The organism is Caulobacter sp. FG121 (genome assembly GCF_057809815.1).
On sequence record NZ_JBMDKR010000003.1, the window covers coordinates 282,452 to 305,934 of the forward strand.

At 64.7% G+C, this 23,483-nt stretch carries 29 protein-coding genes, 1 tRNA gene and 1 pseudogene; 14 read left to right on the forward strand and 17 right to left on the reverse strand.

Annotated features, from left to right (window positions below; genetic code table 11):
* Positions 1 to 218: 218 nt before the first annotated feature.
* From ACODSL_RS10245 to ACODSL_RS10255, 3 genes are all read right to left on the reverse strand, one after another.
* Positions 219 to 1,160, reverse strand: coding sequence for an aldo/keto reductase (locus ACODSL_RS10245; RefSeq protein WP_488900571.1), 942 nt, complete (start codon positions 1,158 to 1,160; stop codon positions 219 to 221).
* A gap of 151 nt (positions 1,161 to 1,311) precedes the next feature.
* Positions 1,312 to 2,967, reverse strand: a complete 1,656-nt coding sequence (locus ACODSL_RS10250) for a choline dehydrogenase (protein ID WP_488900572.1) — start codon at positions 2,965 to 2,967, stop codon at positions 1,312 to 1,314.
* Positions 2,968 to 3,091: 124 nt separating this feature from the next.
* Complete coding sequence (locus tag ACODSL_RS10255; RefSeq protein WP_488900573.1) at positions 3,092 to 3,688, reverse strand: hypothetical protein; 597 nt, start codon at positions 3,686 to 3,688, stop codon at positions 3,092 to 3,094.
* A 182-nt stretch (positions 3,689 to 3,870) separates the two neighbouring features.
* Between ACODSL_RS10255 and ACODSL_RS10260 the strand changes: the two genes are divergently transcribed.
* The 4 genes from ACODSL_RS10260 to ACODSL_RS10275 all read left to right on the forward strand — a co-directional run bounded on the left by ACODSL_RS10260 (position 3,871) and on the right by ACODSL_RS10275 (position 8,060).
* Positions 3,871 to 4,239: a putative quinol monooxygenase gene (locus tag ACODSL_RS10260; protein WP_488900574.1), complete on the forward strand. Its 369-nt coding sequence runs from the start codon at positions 3,871 to 3,873 to the stop codon at positions 4,237 to 4,239.
* A gap of 35 nt (positions 4,240 to 4,274) precedes the next feature.
* A complete protein-coding gene (locus ACODSL_RS10265; RefSeq protein ID WP_488900575.1) occupies positions 4,275 to 5,225 on the forward strand; it encodes an SDR family NAD(P)-dependent oxidoreductase in 951 nt (316 codons plus the stop codon).
* A gap of 135 nt (positions 5,226 to 5,360) precedes the next feature.
* Positions 5,361 to 6,383 (forward strand): nucleotidyltransferase family protein, encoded by a 1,023-nt coding sequence (locus ACODSL_RS10270; protein WP_488900576.1) that lies wholly within the window; start codon positions 5,361 to 5,363, stop codon positions 6,381 to 6,383.
* A gap of 243 nt (positions 6,384 to 6,626) precedes the next feature.
* Positions 6,627 to 8,060, forward strand: a complete 1,434-nt coding sequence (locus ACODSL_RS10275; protein ID WP_488900577.1) for a DEAD/DEAH box helicase — start codon at positions 6,627 to 6,629, stop codon at positions 8,058 to 8,060.
* Between the two features lie 193 nt (positions 8,061 to 8,253).
* On the opposite strand, the gene ACODSL_RS10280 is transcribed toward ACODSL_RS10275, so the two are convergent.
* Together ACODSL_RS10280 and ACODSL_RS10285 are read right to left on the reverse strand one after the other, a co-directional pair.
* The gene (locus ACODSL_RS10280; RefSeq protein ID WP_488900578.1) at positions 8,254 to 9,033 is read right to left on the reverse strand and encodes an enoyl-CoA hydratase-related protein; all 780 of its coding nucleotides are present in this window, start codon (positions 9,031 to 9,033) and stop codon (positions 8,254 to 8,256) included.
* A gap of 167 nt (positions 9,034 to 9,200) precedes the next feature.
* Entirely contained in the window at positions 9,201 to 9,728 is a 528-nt protein-coding gene (locus tag ACODSL_RS10285) for a gamma carbonic anhydrase family protein (protein ID WP_488900579.1), read from the reverse strand.
* Between the two features lie 309 nt (positions 9,729 to 10,037).
* On the opposite strand from ACODSL_RS10285, the gene ACODSL_RS10290 reads away from it, so the two are divergent.
* Positions 10,038 to 10,805 carry a PhoH family protein gene (locus tag ACODSL_RS10290; protein ID WP_488900580.1) on the forward strand — a complete coding sequence of 256 codons (768 nt, stop codon included), beginning with the start codon at positions 10,038 to 10,040 and terminating at the stop codon, positions 10,803 to 10,805.
* A gap of 48 nt (positions 10,806 to 10,853) precedes the next feature.
* Here ACODSL_RS10290 and ACODSL_RS10295 read toward each other — a convergent pair whose 3' ends face one another.
* From ACODSL_RS10295 to cysE, 4 genes are all read right to left on the reverse strand, one after another.
* A complete protein-coding gene (locus tag ACODSL_RS10295; protein ID WP_488900581.1) occupies positions 10,854 to 11,180 on the reverse strand; it encodes a hypothetical protein in 327 nt (108 codons plus the stop codon).
* A gap of 83 nt (positions 11,181 to 11,263) precedes the next feature.
* Positions 11,264 to 11,842: a DUF4166 domain-containing protein gene (locus ACODSL_RS10300; protein ID WP_488900582.1), complete on the reverse strand. Its 579-nt coding sequence runs from the start codon at positions 11,840 to 11,842 to the stop codon at positions 11,264 to 11,266.
* A complete protein-coding gene (locus ACODSL_RS10305) occupies positions 11,842 to 12,045 on the reverse strand; it encodes a DUF3126 family protein (protein ID WP_488900583.1) in 204 nt (67 codons plus the stop codon). The genes ACODSL_RS10300 and ACODSL_RS10305 overlap by 1 nt, the downstream gene beginning before the upstream one ends.
* A gap of 113 nt (positions 12,046 to 12,158) precedes the next feature.
* The gene (gene cysE / locus ACODSL_RS10310; protein ID WP_488900584.1) at positions 12,159 to 12,989 is read right to left on the reverse strand and encodes a serine O-acetyltransferase; all 831 of its coding nucleotides are present in this window, start codon (positions 12,987 to 12,989) and stop codon (positions 12,159 to 12,161) included.
* 164 nt (positions 12,990 to 13,153) lie between these two features.
* Between cysE and ACODSL_RS10315 the strand changes: the two genes are divergently transcribed.
* Genes ACODSL_RS10315 through ACODSL_RS10325 form a run of 3 tightly spaced genes read left to right on the forward strand, consistent with a single transcriptional unit; the run spans position 13,154 to position 15,064 of the window.
* On the forward strand, positions 13,154 to 13,750 hold the full coding sequence (locus ACODSL_RS10315) for a hypothetical protein (RefSeq protein ID WP_488900585.1): 597 nt from the start codon (positions 13,154 to 13,156) through the stop codon (positions 13,748 to 13,750).
* A gap of 6 nt (positions 13,751 to 13,756) precedes the next feature.
* The gene (locus tag ACODSL_RS10320) at positions 13,757 to 14,371 is read left to right on the forward strand and encodes a nitroreductase family protein (protein ID WP_488900586.1); all 615 of its coding nucleotides are present in this window, start codon (positions 13,757 to 13,759) and stop codon (positions 14,369 to 14,371) included.
* Positions 14,372 to 14,380: 9 nt separating this feature from the next.
* Complete coding sequence (locus ACODSL_RS10325) at positions 14,381 to 15,064, forward strand: P-loop NTPase family protein (RefSeq protein ID WP_488900587.1); 684 nt, start codon at positions 14,381 to 14,383, stop codon at positions 15,062 to 15,064.
* Here ACODSL_RS10325 and queF read toward each other — a convergent pair.
* On the reverse strand, positions 15,061 to 15,516 hold the full coding sequence (queF, locus tag ACODSL_RS10330) for a preQ(1) synthase (protein ID WP_488900588.1): 456 nt from the start codon (positions 15,514 to 15,516) through the stop codon (positions 15,061 to 15,063). The genes ACODSL_RS10325 and queF overlap by 4 nt on opposite strands.
* Positions 15,517 to 15,603: 87 nt before the next feature.
* On the opposite strand from queF, the gene ACODSL_RS10335 reads away from it, so the two are divergent.
* The gene (locus tag ACODSL_RS10335) at positions 15,604 to 16,407 is read left to right on the forward strand and encodes an SDR family NAD(P)-dependent oxidoreductase (protein WP_488900589.1); all 804 of its coding nucleotides are present in this window, start codon (positions 15,604 to 15,606) and stop codon (positions 16,405 to 16,407) included.
* A gap of 272 nt (positions 16,408 to 16,679) precedes the next feature.
* Positions 16,680 to 17,369: a TorF family putative porin gene (locus tag ACODSL_RS10340; RefSeq protein ID WP_488900590.1), complete on the forward strand. Its 690-nt coding sequence runs from the start codon at positions 16,680 to 16,682 to the stop codon at positions 17,367 to 17,369.
* Positions 17,370 to 17,477: 108 nt separating this feature from the next.
* Here the strand turns inward: ACODSL_RS10340 and ACODSL_RS10345 are convergent.
* The 4 genes from ACODSL_RS10345 to ACODSL_RS10360 form a co-directional block, all read right to left on the reverse strand.
* Positions 17,478 to 17,562, reverse strand: a tRNA-Leu gene (locus tag ACODSL_RS10345).
* 60 nt (positions 17,563 to 17,622) lie between these two features.
* Complete coding sequence (locus ACODSL_RS10350; RefSeq protein ID WP_488900591.1) at positions 17,623 to 17,886, reverse strand: hypothetical protein; 264 nt, start codon at positions 17,884 to 17,886, stop codon at positions 17,623 to 17,625.
* 32 nt (positions 17,887 to 17,918) lie between these two features.
* Positions 17,919 to 18,212 (reverse strand): hypothetical protein, encoded by a 294-nt coding sequence (locus ACODSL_RS10355; protein WP_488900592.1) that lies wholly within the window; start codon positions 18,210 to 18,212, stop codon positions 17,919 to 17,921.
* A gap of 49 nt (positions 18,213 to 18,261) precedes the next feature.
* Complete coding sequence (locus ACODSL_RS10360; RefSeq protein WP_488900593.1) at positions 18,262 to 19,023, reverse strand: competence/damage-inducible protein A; 762 nt, start codon at positions 19,021 to 19,023, stop codon at positions 18,262 to 18,264.
* A gap of 122 nt (positions 19,024 to 19,145) precedes the next feature.
* Between ACODSL_RS10360 and sfsA the strand changes: the two are divergent.
* A pseudogene (gene sfsA / locus ACODSL_RS10365) lies at positions 19,146 to 19,919 on the forward strand (DNA/RNA nuclease SfsA); the annotation flags it as partial.
* Positions 19,920 to 20,025: 106 nt separating this feature from the next.
* Here the strand turns inward: sfsA and ACODSL_RS10370 are convergent.
* Positions 20,026 to 20,406, reverse strand: coding sequence for a hypothetical protein (locus ACODSL_RS10370; protein WP_488900594.1), 381 nt, complete (start codon positions 20,404 to 20,406; stop codon positions 20,026 to 20,028).
* 14 nt (positions 20,407 to 20,420) lie between these two features.
* Between ACODSL_RS10370 and ACODSL_RS10375 the strand changes: the two genes are divergently transcribed.
* Complete coding sequence (locus tag ACODSL_RS10375) at positions 20,421 to 20,714, forward strand: hypothetical protein (RefSeq protein ID WP_488900595.1); 294 nt, start codon at positions 20,421 to 20,423, stop codon at positions 20,712 to 20,714.
* 33 nt (positions 20,715 to 20,747) lie between these two features.
* Here the strand turns inward: ACODSL_RS10375 and ACODSL_RS10380 are convergent, their stop codons facing one another.
* A complete protein-coding gene (locus ACODSL_RS10380) occupies positions 20,748 to 20,930 on the reverse strand; it encodes a hypothetical protein (protein ID WP_488900596.1) in 183 nt (60 codons plus the stop codon).
* Positions 20,931 to 21,499: 569 nt separating this feature from the next.
* Here ACODSL_RS10380 and ACODSL_RS10385 point away from each other — a divergent pair.
* Both ACODSL_RS10385 and ACODSL_RS10390 read left to right on the forward strand, forming a co-directional pair.
* Positions 21,500 to 21,970, forward strand: coding sequence for a hypothetical protein (locus tag ACODSL_RS10385; protein WP_488900597.1), 471 nt, complete (start codon positions 21,500 to 21,502; stop codon positions 21,968 to 21,970).
* 92 nt (positions 21,971 to 22,062) lie between these two features.
* Entirely contained in the window at positions 22,063 to 22,377 is a 315-nt protein-coding gene (locus ACODSL_RS10390; RefSeq protein ID WP_488900598.1) for a hypothetical protein, read from the forward strand.
* On the opposite strand, the gene ACODSL_RS10395 is transcribed toward ACODSL_RS10390, so the two are convergent.
* The gene (locus tag ACODSL_RS10395) at positions 22,378 to 22,608 is read right to left on the reverse strand and encodes a hypothetical protein (protein WP_488900599.1); all 231 of its coding nucleotides are present in this window, start codon (positions 22,606 to 22,608) and stop codon (positions 22,378 to 22,380) included.
* Positions 22,609 to 23,483: the final 875 nt, after the last annotated feature.

The following is a 23,483-nucleotide window of genomic DNA, read 5'->3' on the forward strand; positions in this document are numbered from 1 at the left end:
TCGGCGTAGCTCTCGTCATTCCTGATGATCGAGCGATACCAGTCGATGGTTCGGGTCTTTAGCGGCCAGTCCTCGATCCAGTGGAACAGTCGGAGGCGTCCCCTGTGAACCTTCAGGTCATCTGCCATTGGCCCCTATCCCGACAACCCCGCCTTCGTGACGCTCAGGATACACGCCAGACACGACATTGCGGAATCCTTCTCGCCCGGAGCGGGAATTCAGGCGCTTACGGCATCCAGTCGGGCAATGTGGGCCGGGTCCAGCGCCAGCCGCGCCGCGCCCATCAGTTCTTCCAGCTGAACCAGGCTGGTGGCGCTGGCGATGGGGGCTGCGACCGCCGGCCGGGCCATGACCCAGGCCAGGGCGACCTGCGCCGGCGAGGCGCCCACGTCAGCCGCGACTGAATCGAGCGCGGCCAGGACCTTCGGACCCTTCTCACCTTCGAGATGTTTCTTCATGCCGCCGCCGCGCGGGCTTTTGCCAAGATCCTCCATCGACCGGTACTTGCCGGTCAGATAGCCGCTGGCCAGGCCGTAGTAGCTGATAATGCTGACGTTTTCCTTCAGGCATAGCTGCTGCAGCGGACCTTCGATGGCGCGATCCATCAGGTTGTAGGCCGGTTGCAGAGTGTCGTAGCGGGGATAGCCATGCGCCTTGCTTGTCGCCTCGGCGGACGCCAGCCGATCGGTTTCGAAGTTCGAAGCCCCGATCGCCCGCACCTTGCCCGCCTTCACCAGCCGGCCATAGGCCTCCAGCGTCTCATCCTGTGGCGCGTCGGCGTCGTCACGGTGGGACTGGTAGAGGTCGATGTAGTCGGTCTGCAGCCGGACCAGCGAATCCTCGCAGGCGGTGATGATGTTGGCGGCCTTCAGACCCGGATGGACCGGCCACATGCCGACCTTGGTGGCGATGATGACGTCGTCGCGCCGGCCGCGGGCCTTGAGCCAGGTTCCGATAACCTTCTCGGAGTCGCCGCCGGTGTTACCCGGGACCCATGCGGAATAGACATCCGCCGTGTCGATGGCGTTGAAGCCGCCTGCGACGAAGGCGTCGAGGATGGCGTGCGAGGTCTTCTCGTCCGCGGTCCAGCCGAACACGTTGCCGCCCAGCATGAGCGGGGCGATCGACAGGCCTGAACGGCCGAGGGGGCGGTGTTCCATGAGAGTGTTCCCTCTCCCGACGGGAAAGGGAGGCGCCCGCCGCGAAGCGGAGGGAGGGTGAGGGATTACGCCCCCACCCGGCAAGCCCTAACCCCTCAACCTCCCACGCTGACGACGTGGGCCCCTCCTTCTCCCTTTGGGAAAAGGCGTCCTACGCCGCCTTCACGGTCTCGCCGTCATAGACGGGCGCGTCCTGCGGCGGCAGGGAAGCCTTGCCGAGGATCACGTCGCTGATCTTTTCGGCGATCATCATGGTCGGAGCATTGGTGTTGCCGCCGATCAGGGTCGGCATGACCGAGGCGTCGACGATCCGCAGGCCTTCCAGCCCCATGACCTTCAGTTCCTGATCGACCACGGCCTGGGCGTCGCCGGCCACGCCCATGCGGCAGGTGCCGACCGGGTGATAGATCGTCTCGGCGTTCTTGCGGATCCAGGCGTCGATCTCGTCGTCGGTCTGCACCGCCTTGCCGGGCGAGTATTCCTCGTCGCGATAGGGGTCGAGCGCCGGCTGGGCCGCGACCTTGCGGGCCATCTTCACGCCTTCGCGCACGGCGCGGCGGTCTTCCTCGGTGGCCAGGTAGTTGGCGAAGATCGTCGGATCATCGTTCGGATCGGCAGAGCGCAGGCCGACCTTGCCCCGGCTTTCCGGACGCAGCTGGCAGACGTGCAGCGTGAAGCCGTCCTTCTGGACGACTGTCTTGCCGTGGTTCTGCATGATCGCCAGCACCGTGTGGAACTGCAGGTCCGGGCGGTCGAGATCCGGCCGCGAGCGCAGGAAGGCGCCCGATTCGAGCATCTGCTGGCGCCCCGTACCCTTCTTGAACAGCATGTAGCTGAGGCCCGTGACGAGCGTCTTCAGGCCCTTGGTCCGCGAATAGGCGGTGATCGGCAGCGGGCATTCCCAGGAGATGCAGACGTCCAGGTGGTCCTGCAGGTTCTTGCCGACGCCCGGCAGGGCGTGAAGCACCTCGATGCCGTGCGGCGTCAGGTCTTCCGGATCACCGATGCCCGACAGCTGCAGGATCTGCGGCGACTGCACCGCGCCGGCGCAGACAAGGACCTCGGCGTTGGCGTGGACGGTGACCGTCGCGCCGTCGACCAGATATTCGACGCCGGTGACCCGCTTGCCGTCGAGGATCAGGCGGCTGGTCCGGGCGCCGGTCACGCAGGTGAGATTCGGGCGCTTGAGGGCCGGATAGAGATAGGCTTTGGACGAGCTCCAGCGCTCGCCGTCCTTGATGGTCAGCTGGTACGGGCCCCAGCCCTCCTGCTGGAAGCCGTTGAAGTCCTTGGTCGTCATGTGGCCGGCCTGGGCGCCGGCCTCGATGGTCTTGGCGTAGATCGGGTTGGGCGTGGACGCCTTGGAGACATGAAGCGGGCCGTCGCCGCCGTGCCAGGCGTCACCGCCGCCTTCGAGGCTCTCCGAACGCTTGAAGTAGGGCAACACGTCGGCATACCCCCAGCCGGTCAGGCCCATCTGGCGCCACTGGTCGTAGTCCCGGGCATGGCCGCGAATGTAGATCATGCCGTTGATCGACGACGATCCGCCCCACCCCTTGCCGCGCGGCCACCAGAGCTTGCGGTTTTCAAGGTTGGGCTCGGCTTCGGTCCAGAAGCCCCAGTTATATACGCCCTTGTCTTTAATGAGACTGCCGACGCCGGCGGGCATCTTGACGAGGATCGAGTTGTCCTTGCCGCCGGCTTCCAGCAGCAGGACGGTTTTCGTCCCGTCCTCGGTCAGACGATTGGCCAAAACACAGCCGGCCGAGCCGGCGCCGATGATGATGTAGTCGTAACGGTCGGCCACGCCGGCGTCTCCCTGGGCAGGTTATCCTTGTTGAGGGGATTAGTGACGCCGGCGTCAGCTTTGGGCAACGAGAAAAGGGAGGGCCGCCAGGCCCTCCCCTCTCATGACCGTCCAAACGTCGATCTTACGGACGGAAGGTCTGGCTGCGCGCCGGACCGTTCATGAAGCCGAGGATGTCGCCGTTATCGAGATGGACGACATTGTTGCCAGTGTCCGCATCGTCGTTGCAGCGGTTGCCGTCGATGAGGATGTCCGGGTCATAGCCGATGCGCAGGTCGAGGCTTCCGGCGAATTCGAAGTCGTCGAAGGCGTTGTTGATCATCGGCGTGGTGAATCGCTGCATCGAGGCGCCGGCGGCGGCGGCGGCCGTCAGGGGACGCTCGCTGTTGAAGACGCCGCCGGTGTTGGCGTTGGTTGCCCTCAGATAGACCGCCTGCTGGTTGCCACCCGAACGCCAGGCCGAGCTCCCGGCGTTGACGACCTCGTAGCTGATCTGCACCTGGCCTCGCCGCGCGCCCTTGGTCAGGGTGACGCTGACGATCGAGGGATCGACCGTGCAGTAGAGCGAGAGGGTCGGCATCGTGGCGCCCGCAGGCAGTTGATGCGCCGGGGTGATGCCCTTGGCCGTGATGGGTCCGGCGATGGTGGGTCCGGCCATGGCCGATGACGCGATGGATACCGTGGCGACGACGCCGGCGACGGAAAGAATGGTCCTGAACATTGTAGCCTCCTGTTGGCCCCGCGAATGATTTCGCTGAGGCCGAGACTGGGCGGCTGTTCCTGAACCGGTCCGGAGACGTATGGTTACCGATCGTTCATGTTGGGAGAACGGCGGTATTCCCGCTTCCTCTCTGCATGGCCGTGAGGATTGGCGTTGCGGCGTCCCCGCCCCATACTCCGCCCATGTTCACGCGCCGCGCCGCCACCGTCGCTGCTCTCGCAACCCTGGTTCCGGAGGTCGCGATGGGCGACGACGTCGAAAAATACGGCCTGATCGGGAAGATGATCGCCACGCCGGGCCAGCGGGAGGCGCTTATCGGCATCCTGCTGGACGGTACGGGCGCGATGCCCGGATGCCTGAGCTACATCATCGCCAGGGACCCGGCGAACCCAGACGCCATCTGGATTACAGAGGTCTGGGCCGACAGGCCACACCACGCCGACTCGCTGAAGCTGCCGGCCGTGCAGGCCGCCATCGCTAAGGCCCGTCCGATCATCGCCGGCTTCGGCGAAAGGTTCGAGACCGTGCCGGTCGGCGGCGTCGGGCTCTAGCTGCATTCATTCACAACGCTGCAAAGGAATTGGCCATGGGCTTCGGCGCGACCTCCACCACCGACGACGTCCTTGAGGGCGTCCGTCTGACGGGCAAGCGAATCCTCGTGACCGGGGCATCCGCAGGATTGGGTGTCGAGACCTGTCGCACGCTGGCGGCGCACGGCGCGACGGTGGTCGGGGCGGTGCGGGATCTGGCCAAGGGAGAGACGGCGACGCAGGTGGTGCGCGAACAGGCGGCCCATGGCGGGTCGATCTCGCTGGTGAAGCTCGACCTGGCCTCGCTGAAGAGCGTGCGGGCCTGCGCCGACGCGCTGGTCGCGGCCGGCGCGCCGTTCGACGTGGTCATCTGCAATGCCGGCGTCATGGCCTGCCCGTTCGGGCGGACCGAGGACCGCTTCGAGACCCAGTTCGGCACCAATCACCTGGGCCACTTCGTGCTGGTCAACCGCATCGCCTCGCTGCTGAAGCCCGGCGCGCGGATGATCAGCCTGTCCTCGGCCGGGCACCGATTCTCTGACGTGGACCTCGACGACCCCAATTTCGATCATACGCCCTACACAGAGTTCGGGGCTTATGGCCGGGCCAAGACCGCCAACGCTCTGTTCGCCGTGGAGTTCGACCGCCGCCATCGGGCGAACGGGGTCCGCGCGGCCTCCGTCCATCCCGGCGGAATCCAGACCGAGCTCGGTCGGCACATGACGCCTGCGCTGGTCCAGGACATGATCAGCTCGATCAACACCGCCAATGAACAAGCCGGCGCGCCGGCCTTCGAGTTCAAGACGATCCCGCAGGGCGCCGCGACGACGGTCTGGGCCGCCGTCGTGGCCCCGGCGGACGAAGTCGGCGGCCTCTACTGCGAGGATTGCCACGTCGCCGAACCCCAGGAAGAAGGCCGCGGCGGCGTGCGCGGCTATGCGCTCGATCCCGAACGGGCGAAGGCGCTGTGGGCGCTGAGCGAAGAGATGGTGGGGGAGCGGTTTTGAGGCATGGGCCGCTTCTGACGTCGGCCCAAAGACGCCTCTGCCGTTGAGCGCCACGCGATTTACCACGCGATAATATTATTGTGTGGTATTGATTTTGCCACGCAATAGGATATTTGCGTGGCAATGGGTGAAATCATGATCCGCCGCCAAACTCCGACCGCGGCCGCCGCCTACCATGACCTCGTAACGCTACTGCTCGACGAAGCAGTTTCCGATATTCGTGGGACGCCGACCCGGAGAGAGCGAAAAGGCAAGACCTACTGGTACGACCGCTATCGCGTCGGCGTTGAGACAAAGGAGCGGTATCTGGGCGAGGACTCCGGACCGCTCCGCCAAAGGATCGAACAATTTCAAGGCCTGAAGGGCGCCAAGGATGACCGACGCAAGGCGCGGGCACGACTGGTGCGACTTCTCAGGAGCGAGCGGCTGCTCGGCATGGACGGCGCGACCGGCAGCCTCGTCTCAGCGCTCTCCAGGGCCGGCGCGTTCCGTCTGGGCGGCGTGATCGTCGGAACAACCGCCTTCCGGCTATACGAAGGTGAATTGGGTCTGCGGCTGTCATTCGACCAAACGGCGATGACCAACGACATCGATATCGCCAGTTTCGAGAAACTGTCGCTGGCGTTGGAGGACACGGTCGAGCCCGCGCTCGCGGACGTGTTCAATGATCTGAGCTTTTCCCCCGTCCCGTCCCTAGATCCAGGCAAAGTCTGGCGTTGGCGGCAGTCTGGAACGGAAACCCTGGTTGAGTTTCTGGCCCCCTCGTTCGACGAGGATGAGGGCTTGCTCGACCTGGCCGCCCTGGGCGTCAACGCCCAGTCGCTGCACCATCTCAACTACCTGATCGCTGAGCCGATCGACGCGGCGGCGGTCTACCGCGACGGCATTCTGGTGAAGATCCCCAGGCCTGAACGGTTCGCGATCCACAAGCTCATCGTCGCCGACCGCCGCCGGGAAGGACCCAACAGCCTAAAGGCGCGCAAGGACCTCATGCAGGCGGAGATCCTGACGGCCATTCTGGTGGAGGACCGTCAGGAAGACCTGTCGGAAGCGTTCGAGGATGCCATGCAGCGCGGCGCCCGCTGGCGCGAGCGGATCGAGAACAGCCTTCGCCGCGCGCCGGGCGTCGCCAGGTTGCTTGGCAGGACCACCCAATAGCCTGCGCTTGTAAAAGTCTGTTTCCTTGACTTTCCCATGCTGTACTGCCACATGCACGCTGTCGCGGAGCATTCCGCGCTATCGGTCCTGCCTGGCCGCGTAAGGAACCTCTGCGTTCCGCCCGGGCATCGATACCGATCCTCCCCATAGCGACGCCATACGCGGGGCGTTTCCCAAACTGACCCCCGCTTCGCCCGCAGACCGTCTGGTCATGCGGCGCAAGTCGCATTTGAAAGACGACCCTTGACCAATTTTGCTTCGCTTGGCCTCGCCAAGCAGCTGCTCTCCGCGCTCGCCGCCGAGGGCTACACCACCCCGACCCCGATCCAGTCGCAGGCCATTCCGTTCGTGATGGACGGCAAGGACGTGCTGGGCATCGCCCAGACCGGCACCGGCAAGACCGCCGCCTTCGCCCTGCCGATCCTGCATCGCCTGGCCGCCAACCGCCGCCCGGCCCCGCGCCGCGGCTGCCGCTGCCTGGTCCTGTCGCCCACCCGTGAACTGGCCACCCAGATCGCCGAGAGCTTCCGCACCTATGGCGCCGGCATGGGCATGACCGTCCAGGTCGTGTTCGGCGGCGTGAAGTACGGCCCGCAGGTCCGCGCCCTGGCCGGCGGCGTCGACGTGCTGGTGGCCACCCCCGGCCGCCTGATCGACCACATCAATGAGAAGGTCGCCAACCTGTCGGAGACGGAGATCTTCGTCCTCGACGAGGCCGACCAGATGCTCGACATGGGCTTCGTGGTGCCGATCCGCCGCATCGCCAAGACCCTGCCGCGCGTGCGCCAGAACCTGTTCTTCTCGGCCACCATGCCCTCGGAGATCGAGAAGCTGGCCGCCGAGCTGCTGAACCCGAACCCGTCGAAGGTCTCGGTCACGCCGCAGGCGACCACCGTCGAGAAAATCGAGCAGAAGGTCCTGTTCATCGAGACGGCCCGCAAGCGCGTGCTGCTGGCCGAGCTGTTCGATGATCCCGCCATGAAGCGCGTGCTGGTGTTCACCCGCACCAAGCGCGGCGCCGACCGCGTCGCCAAGGGCCTGACCACCATCGGCATCGAGGCCGCCTCGATCCACGGCGACAAGAGCCAGGGCCAGCGCGAGCGAGCCCTCGCCGAGTTCAAGGCCGGCAAGATGCGCGCGCTGGTCGCCACCGACATCGCCGCCCGCGGCATCGACGTCGACGGCGTCACCCACGTCATCCAGTTCGAACTGCCCAACGTGCCGGAAGCCTATGTCCACCGCATCGGCCGGACCGCCCGCGCCGGCGCCGGCGGCGCGGCCATCTCGCTGGTGGCCGACGACGAACGCAACCTGCTGCGCGACATCCAGAAGGTCACCCGCCAGGTGATCCCCGCCTGGGACCGTCGCAACGACAAGGTCCTGGCCCAGGCCCAGGCCGCCATGGCCAGCGTCGAGCCGGAGAAGCCCTATCGCGATCCGCGCGCCGTGAACGGTCGCGGCGGTCAGCCCGGCCGCAACAAGAAGCCGGCGGCGCTCGACGCCAGCGGCAAGGCCCAGCCCGACCGCGGCCAGCGCGCCCGTCACCGTCCGGCCGGCTATGAGCCGCTGGCCATGGCGGCCGCCGGCGAGGCAGCGCCCAAGCGCAAGAAGCCCCGTAACCGCGGCCGCAACCGGTCCAACGCCGGCGGCGGCGGCGGCGCGGTCAGCGCCTCCTAGGAACGGCAAAGGGCGGCCCCGGCAACGGAGCCGCCCTTCTTTCTACAGCCCTCTCCCAACGGGAGAGGGAGGGGCCCGGCGCGATGCGACGGGAGGGTGAGGGCGTTGCGGCGCCGGCGAGTCTGCGTGAGCCGTCCCTAATCCCTCATCCGACCTGCTCCGCAGGCCACCTTCTCCCTCCGGGAGAAGGAGATTACTTCCCCTTCCACTGCGGCGCGCGCTTTTGCGCGAACGCCATCGGGCCTTCCTTGAAGTCCTCGGAACGGAACAGGGCGCCGACAGCAGGGAATTTGAACTGGCCGCCGATGGCCTCGGTCAGGGTCTGGTCGAGGCCCTGCATCACGGCCTGCTTGCTGGCCCGGATCGACATCGGGCTGCACTCGCAGATCATCTGCGCCCACTTGCGCGCCTCCGCCATCAGATCGGCGGCCGGCACCACGGCGTTGACGAAGCCGAGCGCCTGGCCCTCGGCGGCAGGCACGCGGCGAGCTGTGAGGATCATGCCCATGGCGCGTTTGAGGCCGATCTGTCGGGGCAGGCGGTGCAGACCGCCGGCCAGCGCCGCCAGGCCGACCTTCGGTTCCGGCAGCGCGAACATCGCCGTTTCGGCCGCGATGACGATATCGCACGCTAGGGCGATCTCGAAACCGCCGCCCATGGCCACGCCGTTGACCGCCGCGATCAGCGGCTTGTCGAGGTCGAAGCGGCTGGTCAGGCCGGCGAAGCCCGACGGCGGGCTGCCCATGGCCCCGCCCGTGGCCTGGTGCTTGAGGTCATTGCCGGCCGAGAAGGCCCGGTCGCCGGCGCCGGTGACGATGCCGACCCACTGTTCCGGATCGGCGGCGAAGGCGTTGAACGCCTCGTCCAGCTCGAAATGCATCGGCGAATGGAGGGCGTTCATCACCTCCGGCCGGTTGAGCGTGAAGATGGTGACCGGCCCCTCCCGGTCGACCTTGATGAATTCGTAGGCCATGGAAGCGTCTCCCTGTTTCGCCGGAAGGTCGCGCCCTTTCCCTATGGTCCGTCAATGTGCGTCCTTCGAGACGCTCGCTTGAGGCTCGCTCCTCAGGAAGACGGGCATTTGTGGTTGTCATGGTGAGCAGCGGCCCCCCAGGGCCGCGTCTCGAACCACGCAGGCCGTCAAAGGGCGACCAGATCCCGCCGGAACCGCTTCCAGTTCTCGACGTAGTGCAGCGCCGACGCCTGCAGCACCATCGCCTGCTGCTCGCCGATCTCGCGGACCACCTTGCCCGGCGCGCCCATGACCAGGCTGTTGTCCGGGATCTCCTTGCCCTCGGGAATCAGGGCCCCTGCCCCGATCAAACAGTTGCGCCCGATCTTCGCGCCATTGAGCACGATCGAGCCGATACCGATCAGACTGTTGTCGCCGATGGTGCAGCCGTGAAGCATCACCATATGGCCGACGGTGACATTGGCGCCGATCAGCAGCGGCATACCCTTGTCCGCGTGAAGCACAGATCCGTCCTGGATGTTGCTGTTCTCGCCGATTGTAAGGGTATCGGTGTCACCTCTAGCCACCGCGCCCCACCAGATGCTGGCGTTTTTCTTCATAATAACATCGCCCATCACCGACGCGGTCGGCGCTATCCAGTATTCATCGTCCGAAGGCACCCGCGGCGCCAAGGCGCCCAAAGCATAAACAGTCATCCGTAGGCCCCCTATATTTGAAATGGCCGCTTGATTAACGGCTCATAAACCAAGTTAGCATCATCCTTGTCAGGCGATTCGAGGGGGTGCGAACCCCTTCGCATCCCGCCGCGGACATTCGTTCGCGGTCTCCTGACAACGGAGAACAGGGTGCCGCGTATCGTGTTTCGGCGTCATTGGGCGCCGCCAGTCTCGCGAAGCCGCGGTGAGCCGCCGGGCCACGCACGCGCTCCTTCATCCGTCATGTCGATCCAAGGGCGAGCCGTTCCGGCGTCGCCCTTTTTTCATGCCCCACTGGAGGCCACCTAAATGACCAAGCGTGCCCTGAAGCGGACCGTGCGCGAAGGCGCCTTTGACCAGACCCAGTTCCACAACGACGACGGCGGCAAGGTCCGTCGCCTGCCGGTGGGCAACGGCTGGTCACCGCTCGGCCGGGATGAGGATCGCGAACAGGGGTATCTCAAGACAATAAAACCGAAATCGGAGGGTCAGGCCGAGCTTATCAAGGCGATCGACGCCAAGAACCTGGTCATGGCGCTGGGTCCGGCAGGCACCGGCAAGACCTATCTGGCCATCGCCAAGGCCGTGGAAGCGCTGGAAGCCGGCAAGGTCGCCCGGATCGTGCTGTCACGCCCCGCCGTGGAGGCCGGTGAGTCGATCGGCTACCTGCCCGGCGACATGGAGGACAAGCTGGCTCCCTATCTGCGCCCGCTTTACGACGCCCTGTCGGACCGGCTCTCGATGAAACGGGTGCGGGCTCTGATCGCCGAAGGCGCCATCGAGATCGCGCCGGTGGGCTACATGCGCGGCCGCACGCTGAACAACGCCTTTGTGGTCATCGATGAGGCGCAGAACTGCACCTACGGCCAGCTGAAGATGCTGCTGACCCGACTGGGCTGGCATTCGACAATGGTCGTGACGGGCGACCCGAACCAGTCGGACCTTCTGACCGGCATGTCAGGCCTCGGCGACGTCGCTGACCGCTTCGAAGCGGTGCCGAACATCGCCGTCGTGCGGCTGGCCGAACAGGACATCGTGCGCCACCCGCTGGTCGCGGAGATGCTGCAAGTCCTCTAGCCATAGAGTCGAAGGGCGGGGCCGTATTGGCGGCTCCGCCCGATGACGTCAGACTTCTGTATCGCCGGCATTGCGCCGGCTGACCGCCAGCCCGATCAGCGCCACCGCCGCGGCGACCAGCGCGGTAGCCGCCACCGGATGGGCTTTCGCGGCCTTGGCGACATCCTTCGCCGCGTCCTTGACGGCCGGAACAGCCTTGGTCCGGGCCTCTTCCACGAGTGCTTCGGTGGCCTTCGTCAGATCGGCGACGGCTTTGCCCATGGCGTCATGGCCATCCTCGCCGATGTGTTTCGTGGCCTTTTTCAAGGCATGGAGCGCGTCGTCCAGGAAATCGTCGCCCTGGCGGACGGCGGTCTTGATGATCGAGTTGGGCATGGGTGTCTCCAGTGGAGAGAGAGGCCCGGTAACGGGCCAGAGACACACTAGGTTCCGCGAAGCCTTCAAGGCGTTGACGGACATCAAGAGACGGACAGCCGCCCCTGGTAGCGGACGATCAAACCCGGGAGCGGATGGCTGATTTCGACGAAGAACCGGAACAGACCATCTTCGACACCCTCCCAGGCGGTGCTGACCGGCGCGGTCCATCGCGGCATGGGCAGGCCGAACAGCCGCCAGCCCAGGAGCCTTAGGCCAAGGCGCTCGCCATCCCGGATGACGGCCATCGAAAAGGCCGCCGGGCCGAAGCGCTCCACCAGCTGGCCGCCCCCTCCGGCTTCCTGTGTGCTTTGAAAGACGTGACCGCCGAAATCGCGGCGCCAGATCTCGATATCGCCGCGCCGTTCGAACGTGACACGAACAGCGACGTCGTCGTGGGCGGGCGGGAAACCGGCAAACCAACCGATGAGGCGCGCAAGTGGCCCCGCGCCGCGCTCGACCCGCGCCCGGCCGGCCGCGGTCGTCGTCCCGTCAACGGAATGCAGTCGGCGGATCAGCTCCGGCAGCCGTGGCCAGGCTTCGCCGAGAAGGCGGGCGTAAAGGTGCGTCGGGTCAGGGCGCTCTCGGCCGGCCTGTTGATCAGGACCGACCGTAGCGACCACTATTCCAGGTCTTCGGCGAGGATGGCCATCTCGAACATGAACGAGCCGGGCTCGTCTTCATCCTCGTAGATCACGCCGATGAACTCGCCCTTGAGCTCGACCTCGGCGGAGTCCTTCTGCTTGCGGGCGATCACCGCAACGTGCGGGTTGCCGAAGGTGCGCTTGAGGTGGGCTTCGACCTGTTTGATATGCTTGTCGTCCACGACGTCGCTCCGGGCATTGGGGATTGGCCGCGGAACCTAGAGCGGGCGCGGCCAAAGGGGAAACGCGTTTTTCGATCCGCCCCCGGTTTTTTCAGGCCCCGGGCCGCTGACCGTCAGATGACGTAGTCGAAGATCTCGTCAGACAGGGTGTGGTCCATGGTGCGGGCGGGTTCGTCGCAGGTCGGGCAGTTGATCAGCCGGGCCGGCACGCCGGCTGCCGTGCAGTGCGACGGCACGTTCTTCAGGACCACCGATCCGGCCGCCACCTTGGCGTAGTCGCCGACCGTGATGTTGCCGAGCACCTTGGCGCCGGCGCTCAGCAGGACACCCCTGCCGATCTTGGGGTGGCGATCGCCACGCTCGGCCCCCGTGCCGCCCAGGGTCACGCCGTGCATTATCGAGACGTCGTCGCCGACCGTTGCGGTCTCGCCGATGACGATTCCCGTGCCGTGGTCGAAGAAGATGCCCCGGCCGATCCTGGCCGCCGGGTGGATATCGACCTGGAAGACCTCGCTCATCTTGCTCTGCAGGTAGAAGGCCAGGGTGTCGCGACTGTGGGTCCACAGCCAGTGGGCCACGCGATGGGTCTGCAGGGCCTGGAAGCCCTTGAAGAACAGGAATGGCTGGACATAGCCCTTGCAGGCCGGGTCGCGCTCGAAAACGGCCTTCAGGTCGGCCTCGGCGGCCGCGATCAGCGACGGGTCGGCCTCATAGGCCTCATCGGCGATCTCGCGGGCGCTCATGGCGCGCAGCTCCTGGTCGCCGATCTTGCGGGCGAACTGGTAGGACAGCGCCTCGGCCATCGAACCGTGGGACAGGATGACCGCGTTCAGCAAGCTGCCGAGAGTCGGCTCATCGCGCGCGGCGCGCTCGGCCTCGTTGCGCAGAGCGGCCCATACGGGCGGCGCCACCGAAGCCTCGACGACTTCCAACTGTCTGGCCATGTCGGCCCTCCCATAATCCGTTCGATCGCCATCATAGCACACCGGATGCCATTTTGCCGTTCGGCCGCCCTTCCGCCTCATATGGGAGGCAAACCGGTGTTCGCCAAGGCATGGCCTGTTCGGCCCGTTTCCCTTCGCCAAGGAAAGGCACTAGCGTGTCCCCCATGCGCCTCTGGATATCGCTAGCCATCGCCGCCGCCCTCTCGCTGCCGACCGCCCTGCCCGCAAGAGCGTCGGCGGCCGAGAAGCCCGTCAGCCGGGACAGTCTGGTGTCCATACTCAAGTCCGACCAGGTCTGGTGTTCGGCCTGGCAGGACACGGACCAGAGTTGCGAGGATGTCGCCTTTCTCGACGTGCTGCCGGGCAACCAGATCCAGCAGGTCAGTCGCTATCGCATGTCGGACCAGCCGAACCTCGAGATGGTCGTTCGCGAAACGATGAAGATCGAAGGCGACGCCCTCTGTTCGGTGTTCCGCTTCGACGATCTGGACATCGTTGTTCTGATGGACAATCAGCCGGCCCCGGTGGAGCAGGCCGCGCCGATCCTGGCCATCATCGCCCAGTCGATGGCGCATCTCGAGGGCAAGAAGTCCTGCGAGGCCTATGGCCGCGATGAGGCGACAGGCGACCTGCGTGGCCATGTCACGCTGGATGGCGAGGCGGCGCCCGAGTTCGACTCGACCTATCGGCTGATCAAGCCTGATACCCGCATCCTGCTTCGTCCGATGTTCGAACACGAAGACGATCCCACCACCGTCTAGGTCGCCATGAGCCACGATCTCCCCAAAACGCCCGCGTTCGGCGAGGCCTTGCCCGTGACGGACGCGCCGGCGGTGCTGGCCTTTCTCGCCCGCCGCCGGTCGGCCTCCGCCCTGTCCCTGCGAGCGCCGGGGCCGTCGGATACCGAGTTGACCGATCTTCTGACCCTTGCGGCGCGGGTGCCTGACCATGGCAAGCTGGCCCCCTGGCGTTTCGTCGTGCTCAAGGGAGAGGCCAAGGCTGTCCTGGCGGACCGGCTGGACGGGATCGCCGCGCGCAGGCCCGAGGCGTCGAAACTGGCCGCCAAGCTGGGCAAGCTGAAGGCCCCGCCGCTGGGCGTGGCCGTGGTCGCGCGCACCGTGGAGGGCGACATCCCCGCCTGGGAGCAGCTTCTATCCGCCGGCGCCGTCTGCACGACCCTGCTCTATGCCGCCACGGCCATGGGCTACGGCGCCAACTGGATCACCGACTGGTACGCCTATGATCCGGATGCCCGGGCGGCGCTGGGCCTGTCCGCGGACGAGCAGATCGCCGGCTTCGTATTCATCGGCACGGCCACAGAGCCACCCCACGAGCGGGTCCGGCCTGACGTCGCCGCGTTGACCAGCTTATGGGGCGCCTGAGCCAACGCCATGGAGCTGATGCGGCAGCTGTGGTTAGTCGAAGGCATTCCAGGTTCTGGCAAGAGCACGACCGCCCAACGGCTGAACGAGGCCTGCGCCGCCCGACAGCAGGCCGCCCGGTGGTGGCTCGAAGAGTTGCGCGATCATCCGGTGGTCCCGGCGACCCTACGGGCAGTTGCTGTCGAACCGGATTTCCCGAACCGGTGTCTAGAAGCCTTCCGCGCTTTCTTGACCCGAGAGGACGGTGTGCTGATCCTCGATGGCGCTGCCATGCAGAGCACGATCAGGTTCATGTTCGCGAACCGACGCAAGGCCGAGGAGATCGCCGACTATTTTGACCGATGGTCGGCGTTGGTCGAGCCAGCGGCTCCCCGGTTCCTCTTTCTGGATATCGAAGACCCCGAGAGCCACTACCGCGATTTTCTGATTCCCCTGCGAGGGGCCGAATGGACCGACAACCTGGTTCGCTATGTCGAGGCCACGCCGGTCGCCCGAGCGAATGCCTGGCGGGGCATCGATGGACTGATCAGGTTCTGGTCGGCCTACCAGGACCATTGCCGGGATATGCTACGGCGCTTTCGGGAGCCAGTGCTGGCCTTTCCCGCCGTCCCTGCCCGGACCAGCGGCCTTGATCCGGCGATCCAGGACATCTTCGGTCTTGCGGGGCTTACTTTTTCGGAAGGCAGACCCTAGCCGCGGCCGCGATAGGGCGCGACGCCCTGGTCGGGCACCCACAGCCCCTCCGGCGCCGGACCGGTCTGCCAGAAGACATCGATCGGAATGCCGCCGCGCGGATACCAGTAGCCGCCGATACGCAGCCATCTGGGCTCGGCGATCTCGACGATCTTGCGGCCGATGGCGACGGTGCAGTCCTCATGGAAGGCGCCGTGATTGCGGAAGGCGCCCAGATAGAGCTTCAGCGACTTGGACTCGATCAGCCAGTCGCCCGGCGCATAGTCGATCACCAGGTGGGCGAAGTCCGGCTGGCCGGTCACCGGGCACAGCGACGTGAACTCCGGCGCCACGAAGCGGGCCAGATACAGGGTGTCGTTCTGCGGGTTCGGCACGCGTTCGAGGACCGCGTCCTCGGGACGGGCGGGCCCTTCGACGGCCTGACCCAGCTGGGTGAGATGCAGTTCGCTCATGGCGAGCGGCTTTAGACCTCCGCTCCGGACGGGACAAGGCCGCCGGCCCGCGCTATCAGATCTCGAAACGGGCTCAGGGAGATGATCATGGCCGGCAAGGATTTCGATGGCTTCGTGGTGGTGGTCACCGGCGGCTCGACGGGACTGGGCCGCGCCATCGCGGTGGAGACCGCCTCACGCGGCGCGGCGGCCGTGATCATCAACTACGCCTCCAGCAAGGCCGAGGCGGAGGAGACGGCCCGTCTGTGCGAAGCCGAGGGCGCCAAGGCCGTGGTCGTCCAGGGTGACGTCGGCGAAGACGCCGATTGCCAGAAGATCGCCGCCGCGGCCGCGCCGTTTGGCCGCATCGACGCCCTGTTCAACAATGCCGGGGTGACCAAATTCGCGCCCAACCATGGCGACCTGGACGCCGTGAACGCCGACGACTTCCTGCGGCTCTACAAGGTCAACGTCGTGGGGGCCTTCCAGATGGTGCGCGCGGCCCGCGCCCTGCTCGAGGCCGCGCCGCAGCCGGGCGCGGTGGTCAACACCGCCTCGATCGCCGGCGTCACGGGGATCGGCTCGTCGGTTCCCTACGCGGCGTCCAAGGGCGCCATGACGACCATGACCCTGTCGCTGGCCCGGGGCCTGGCGCCCAAGATCCGCGTGAACGCCATTTGCCCGGGATTCATCGACACGCCATGGTTCGGCAAGGCCATGCCCGACGACCGGATCGAACGCATGCGCCAAGGCGTGATCAACTCCACGCCGCTGCAAGCCGCCTCGACCGCCGAGGACATCGCCGGGGCCGCCGTGTTCCTCGCGTCCCCGGCTTCGCGTCATGTCACCGGCGAGACCCTGCTGGTCGACGCCGGGACGCATCTCGGATTCGCCTCACTGTCGATGCGCTGATCCTTACGCACCCCTTACGCGGGAGTCGGGCATTTCGCATTGTGGCGGCGGGGCCCGCCTGAGAGGCTGAAGGCGCCCATAAAACGGGCGAATGCCGGTTGCAGCGCACAATTTGCCGACAGCCAAACGCCTGTTGGGCCAATCCTGGCCCACGCCGTTAGGGCCAGAGGAACGCTTCGACCACTCTCAGTCTTGCTCAACGCCGTGCGGCGGAGCGACCTGGACCTCACGACAAAAGCGCGGGGGTTCCGGTGATCAAAAAGGGGATAGCGATGAAAGCTCTGAAACTTGCTCTTTGCGCCGCCACGGCGTCGTTCGCGATGGCCGGCGCGGCCTATGCCGATGATCCAACGGTGACCTTCAACATCGGCGCGACGTCGGACTACGTGTTCCGTGGTGTCAGCCAGACCGACGAAAGCCCGGCCATCCAGGGCGGCGTGGACGTGTCCAGCGGCATCTTCTACGGCGGCCTGTGGGCGTCGAATGTCGATTTCTACGACAGCACCGACGCCGAAATTGACGCCTACGTCGGCGTGAAGCCGACGGCCGGCCCCGTCAGCCTGGACTTCGGCGCGATCTACTACGGCTACGTCAACGCGCCGAGCAGCTCGGACTACGCCTACTGGGAATTCAAGGCCGCCGCCTCCGTGCCGGCCGGTCCGTTCACCCTCGGCGCCGCCGCCTATTACTCGCCGGAGTTCTTCGGCGGCGTGGGTGATGCGCTCTATTATGAAGCCAACGCCTCGGTTTCTCCGGCCGACAAGTGGACGATCTCGGCGGCGGTCGGCAAGCAGACCATCAATGATTTCAGCGCCTTGGACTACACGACCTACAACATCGGCGTGGCCTACGCCTTCACCGACAAAATCTCCGGCGACCTTCGTTTCCACGACAGCGACCTGGGCTGCGGATCGATCTGCGACAGCCGCGTGGTCCTGAGCCTCAAGGCCACCCTGCCCTAGGGCAGCGACACCGAGACGGCTTCGCCTCCCCGGAGCCCCTCACGGAAAGCCGTCGCGGTCCGCCGCGGCGGCTTTTTCGTTGCGGGTCGCGGCGCGTTTTCAGTGCGGTGGTGGGGACGGTGGGACTCGAACCCACACACCTTGCGGTCGCGGATTTTAAGTCCGCTGCGTATACCAGTTCCGCCACGTCCCCGTGACCGGGCCAGTAAGCCCGAGTCGCCGTGTCCCGCGCAGTCGGAACCGGCGCCGGTGCCTATGGGCGCGCGCGGCCCGGCTGCGGGGTCGCCGACACATAGGCGCGGGTCGGGTCGAAAGCCCTGTCCGCGGCCAGTTTCAGCTCATCGCGCTGGGCAGTCGTCATACAGACGAGTTTCGGGCGGTTGGAACCGACCGGCCGTTCACGGGAACAGACGATCCGGTCCGGATCGGGCGTTCCAGTTGTGGGAGCGCCGGGTGCGGCCACGGCAGCCGCCGGCAGGCTGATCATCACACTCAGGCACAGAACAAAGCGACGCATCGACGTCTCCTCCTCAATGCTGGCAGGGCGACCTAGGCCCCGGAGTTGGTCGGCATGATTTCCCTGCCGCCGGGCGTGCGGCGAGTTTCGTCCATGTTGCGACGCGCCTGGTCGCGAATTTCATCGCGTTGGGCCGCCGTCATGCAGACCTTCTTGGGACGGTTCGATCCGACGACGTGTTCCCGCGTGCAGATCATCCGGTTGGGATCGCCCTTGGCGGAGGGCGCCGGCGCCGGGACGGCGGGCGTGGCTTCGCGGGCCTGAACCATCGGCGCGAACGATCCAACGGCGAAAGCGGCCACTAGGGCAAGAGAGAAACGGCGCATACGGCGACCTCGATACTAATCTGAAGCGATAGCTGCAAAATGGACGGCCCTAACCTTGGGTGTCAAGCGAAGTCAGTCCCTCGATCCCCGCCGCGCGCAAGGCCGTTGTCAGTTCCGCCAGCGTGGCCTCGACTTCCGCCGGATCCCGCCCGCGAATAACGAGGTTGGAGCCGTAACCCTCGTTGGAGAAGAACGGGTAGCTGCCAAGCGACAGCGCCGGGTGCGCCCTGGCCACCGCTTCCAGCGGCGCGGCGATATTGCCTTCGCCGGAACCGTCGACCCGGAGCGTCCGGGCGACGACCACCGCTCCGCCCTTCAGACGCGGCCCAACGTCTTCCAGCATGCCGCGCATGATCGACGGCACGCCGGCCAGCACAAACACATTCTCGATCTGGAAGCCCGGAGGCCCCTGCACCGGGTTCTTCACCAGGCTGCCGCCCTCGGGCACCCGGGCCATCCGGCGACGGGCCGCATTCAGCTCGCTCTTCCAGCGCGCCTCCATCATGGCGATGATCTCGGGGTGCTCGTACAGCGCCACGCCGAACGCCTTGGCGACGCAGTCGGCGGTGATGTCATCATGGGTCGGACCGATGCCGCCAGTGGTGATGACGTAGTCGTACTTCGCCCGCAGGTGGTTCAGCGCCGTGACGATCTCGTCCTCGTCGTCCGGCACGACCCGCGCCTCGGCCAGATCGACGCCGTAGGTCCCGATGTATTTCGCGATCGCCGACAGGTTGGTGTCCTGGGTGCGGCCCGACAGGATCTCGTCGCCGATGATCATGACGGCGGCAGTGACTCGATCCTGGCTCATCGGGAACTCCGTTCGGCCCCGCGCGTGCGGGGCATGTGATGTTTTAGCGCCTGGCGCCGGGTTGTCAGGAAAAAAGGCCTGCCCGGCTTTCGCACGGACCTCGGCTGACCTAGGTCGATACGATGAACTTTCCATCCCCGCTCGCGCACGGACAACTCGTGAGCCGCTACAAGCGGTTCTTCGCCGATGTCCTGCTCGATGACGGGACCGCGATCACGGCGCACTGCCCCAACCCGGGCGCCATGCTGGGCCTGAACCAGCCGGGGCTAGGCTGCTGGGTCTCTCGGTCGGAGGATCCCAAGCGCAAGCTGGCCTGGACGCTGGAGCTTGTCGAGGCGGACGGCGGGCTGGTGGGGATCAACACGATGCTGCCGAACCGCCTTGTCGCCGAGGCGTTGGCGGCTGATGCGATTCCCGAGCTGACGGGCTACGCGACTCACCGGCGCGAGGTGAAGTACGGCGAAAACAGTCGGGTCGACTTCCTGCTGACGGCCGAAGACCGACCGGCCTGCTGGCTCGAGATCAAGAACTCCACTGTTAATAGTAGAGACCCTTGCACAAGCGAGCGGCGGCATTGGGTCGAGGTGAACAATTGCCCGCCCAATTTACAACAGCCAGCCCCGCCCTCCCCACGACACTGGGTTGAGGTGAAAAACTGTCACTTTTCAAGAACTAAGGGTCTCGCTGAGTTTCCTGATTGCGTCGCCGCTCGGTCCACCAAGCATCTGCGAGAGCTAGGGGCGATGGTTGCAGCCGGAGACAAAGCTACGGTGCTGTTCGTGGTTCAACGAGAAGACTGCGATGCGTTTAGCGCCTGCACCGACCTCGATCCTGCGTTCTCAGCCGCGCTACTTCGCGCCAGCGCAACAGGCGTCGGGGTCCTAGTTTACACCTGCGCCATGACGACTGGTTTCATCAAACTCCACCGCAAGATAGAATGGCGACGTTAGGCCGGTCGCAAACCGGACATCCGCAACGTCGGCAGAGGGTGGGAAGCGGACGTTAGAGAAATCTCAGCGTCGGTTTTTCGAAGCTGATGACCTCGACACAATGATCAGGTGTCCTCACGAGGCATGAGAACGTTTCCTCCGGTTCTTGTTCTCGGACATGAGCGCGATAGTCCAACAGATACGGCGCATCCGTGCTGAGTTCTATCCCGCAACCGGTGTCGGTCGTGCTCACCAATGCCGTCCCGTTGAACGCATTCAGGTAGTGCCAATAGTCGCTCTCCGCATAGCAACGGAATGCTCGGGGCGGCGAGAACGAGACCTCCAGAAGAGGCCGATCAGCGCCGTCGCCAAGGACCAGCACGAGGCGGTCGAGGTTGAAGGCAACGCTCAACAGGAAAAATGTAGGGAGGGCGTCACGCCGCTGATCATCCATTTCGCGACGATGCAATGGCTGACATGCGTCCGCAACGGGTGGAAAGCGGACGGTTCGGCGGATACCGTTGGGCCATGACTGCTGGAAAAGTCGTCGGAACATTCTCCCGACCCGACAACATTGAACGGATCATCGTCGTCGAGCGGGACGATGGTCTGTTCTCATACCAGTGGCAGGCCGCTGAACGCGGCGGAGCTTGGGGTTCTTCGGGGCCTGCGTGCGGGGTCTATGACAGCCGCGAAACCGCCCTTTCCGAGGCGAAACAGAGGGTCTGGTGGCTACGAGAGATGCTCGGCCCTGAGGGCTGAATGACCGCAATGGGTCGGAAGCGGACGTTGCCGCTAGTGCCACAATCGCTCGCGCTTTCCGCGCCAGACTTGGACCAAATTGAAGGCGGTCCAACCCCAAATAATTGGCATTAGCAGCACGAACCAGTTTCCAGCAAAAACCAGCGCCGCCACGCCGAGCACCGTCCAGATGCCGACATACACCGCTGACGCCACCCATTTTGAAACCTTTGCCATGTGGGGAGAATACAGGGCACGCACCCGCTTTCAATGTCCGCAACGGGTCGGGCGCTGACACCGGCCACCGGTCTGGAACCAGACCTTGAAGCCATCGTCACCAAGCAGTCCTTCTGAGCGTCGGCAAAGGGTGGGAAGCGGACACCTATTTCTTCGACTTGACGACCTTGATCTTAAGGTCGCAGGGCGTGTCGGAGAGTGTGCATTGCCACGTTTCGGCCATTCCGATTACTCGTTGAAGCCGAAGGCGGATTAGGTCGGCCCCGCGCCGAGCGGACACTTCGGGAAATGCCTCTCTCACTGCCTCACTGAGCCACCCCTGCGGATTGCTCCTGCGAAGCTCGGCGGTTCGCGTCTCCGATCCGAGTGTCATGGTGTAGGTAAATAGCGGCATGCAAGTCAGCGTTGCGCGCTGGCAGTTGTTCGTCAACATCGGCTTTGGGTCGAATGCGGGCGTTGGGTCTCAGCCCAAAACCAGACATCGGCGTGACCGCCAACAAGTGGACATTCCGGATGTCCGCTAAGGGCGGGGAGCGGACGTTGCCGCGCGGTGGGGGCCGTGACAGCTTATGAGCATGACGATCCCGACTGATGACCCGCCCCTAGCTGAAGTGTTGGCCGCTCTCGATCATCGACATAGTGAAAGCTACGCGGCCTACGATAATCGCGATCTCGTTGGCTACATGAACCTGTTCTCACCGGGCCTGAAGTGGCGCGGCGCGGATGACCGCTTGATTGATTTTGAGACCTTGAAAAGCCAAGTCGCCCGCCAGTTCGCGGGCGGGATTGAGCGGTTGTCGTCGTCCTATAACCGCGACGCCGTCTCTGTCGACGGGGCCGAGATCATCGAAACGCTGACCCAAACCGCTCAGGTTCGCATCAGTGCGTTCGCCGTCGTCCGTCGTGAGATGACACTGGAACGCCGAGGTTCCTACCGTTGGTCGTCTGCAGAAGGGACATGGCGGGTGGTTGATGTTGAGATCGCATCCGAACGGTTCACCTCAGATCGGTGGCGTCTAGCTTGGCCGTGGCGGCGGTAATGACTGCAATGGGTCGAGAGCGGGCCGTCTCCTAGGGATGGCTTTCGGACAATCGTCGATGTGCCGTAGGCTGGCCTTTAGTGAGGGTCATTATGGGTAGCGGGCTTGTCCAGGTGCGCGCAATCGTCCGCCTTCTGCCAACAGAGCAGGGAGGCCGCGCGCGCGCGGTCGCGGGTAGTTGGCGACCAAATCACAACTTCTTTGACGCCGACAATCGACAGATGGCCACGGGCCTTATTGAGGTCTCGCAAGCCAATCCCCTCAGTCCCGGTGAAGAACGGCTGCTAGACATCCAATTCATCGCATGGCCGAACGACGTCACGTTCGTTGTGGGAAAGGAGTGGCGCGTCCAGGAGGGCGCGCAGTTGGTAGGCTGGGGGAAGATCGTCAACGTCGACCAAGGGTAGTTAGCGGACTTCGCTTTCGCGTAGCCAAGGCAGCGTTGCGATCATGTCCTTTTCCGCTTCCACCAGTGTTGCATAGAGACCGGAGCAGTGGCTCGGCGACATAAAGGTGTATCCGCCGTCGGTTTCCTCGGAATATTCTTGAAAGTAGAAGAAGCCGTCACGCTTCAATAGCTCGGCATAGCGCTTGCCATCGACACTATCGATCTTCTTCAGCGCTTCACCCTGCATCATGACAGCGACACTAGCCGACCTTCCCAACGTCGCCTACGGGTCGTGATCCGACAATCAGCTCCGGACGATATGTATGAACGCCATCGCCGTGTCATCTGGCGACTGTTCGAGTTCTTCACGAGTCACAAAGTCGAGGATGTTGATCCACAAACTCTGGAACTTTAGAATACGTCATATGCTTCAGAGATAACGAAGGCTGATTATACTTGATGCTATTGACATGATGGCCTCGCAAGAAAGGTGATTTGCCGATAGACTAAAATCTTGATTGCCATTGAATCTCGAATTTTGGATTCATTTATCCAATGGAGGCTTTTCGGCCATCCGCGTCAGAAACTATCATTCGGCCTCCAGTCTCTGCGGGCGGGACGCTCGCGCAGAAGGGTCAGGAGGCGGTTAGCGGCGCCTATCGCTTTCAACGAAGGCATCATCTCGCGGTTCAGTCGAAAATGACTGCGCTTTGACGCAATAGCTACCCCAGGTGGCTGGGTCCGAGATCGGCACGATCTCCACTTCGCCACCAGGAATTAGGAACTCCCATTTCTGGGGAAGTAATTCGCAAAACTGAGACGAAAGATCATCCGGAACATTCCATGCCAAATGGGCATGGATGTTTGAGTCCGGATGCTCGATGAATCCTCTATAGCTCGTCCTGATTTTGCTGTTGTGGAACCGGCGCCCGAATAGCAGGCGATCAACCTTTCCCCAAACTTCGTAAATCTTCTGCCGCACCGTGTTCACAGGGATCGGCCTGTATCCCTTTAGCGAGGATGGCGATGCGGAATCCCCTCGGCCTGGGTGCATGGCGAACTTGCGACCGCTTTTGGCAACTCGGTAGACTGGGCCGGACCATCCGTGCGTAACCGGATTAAAAT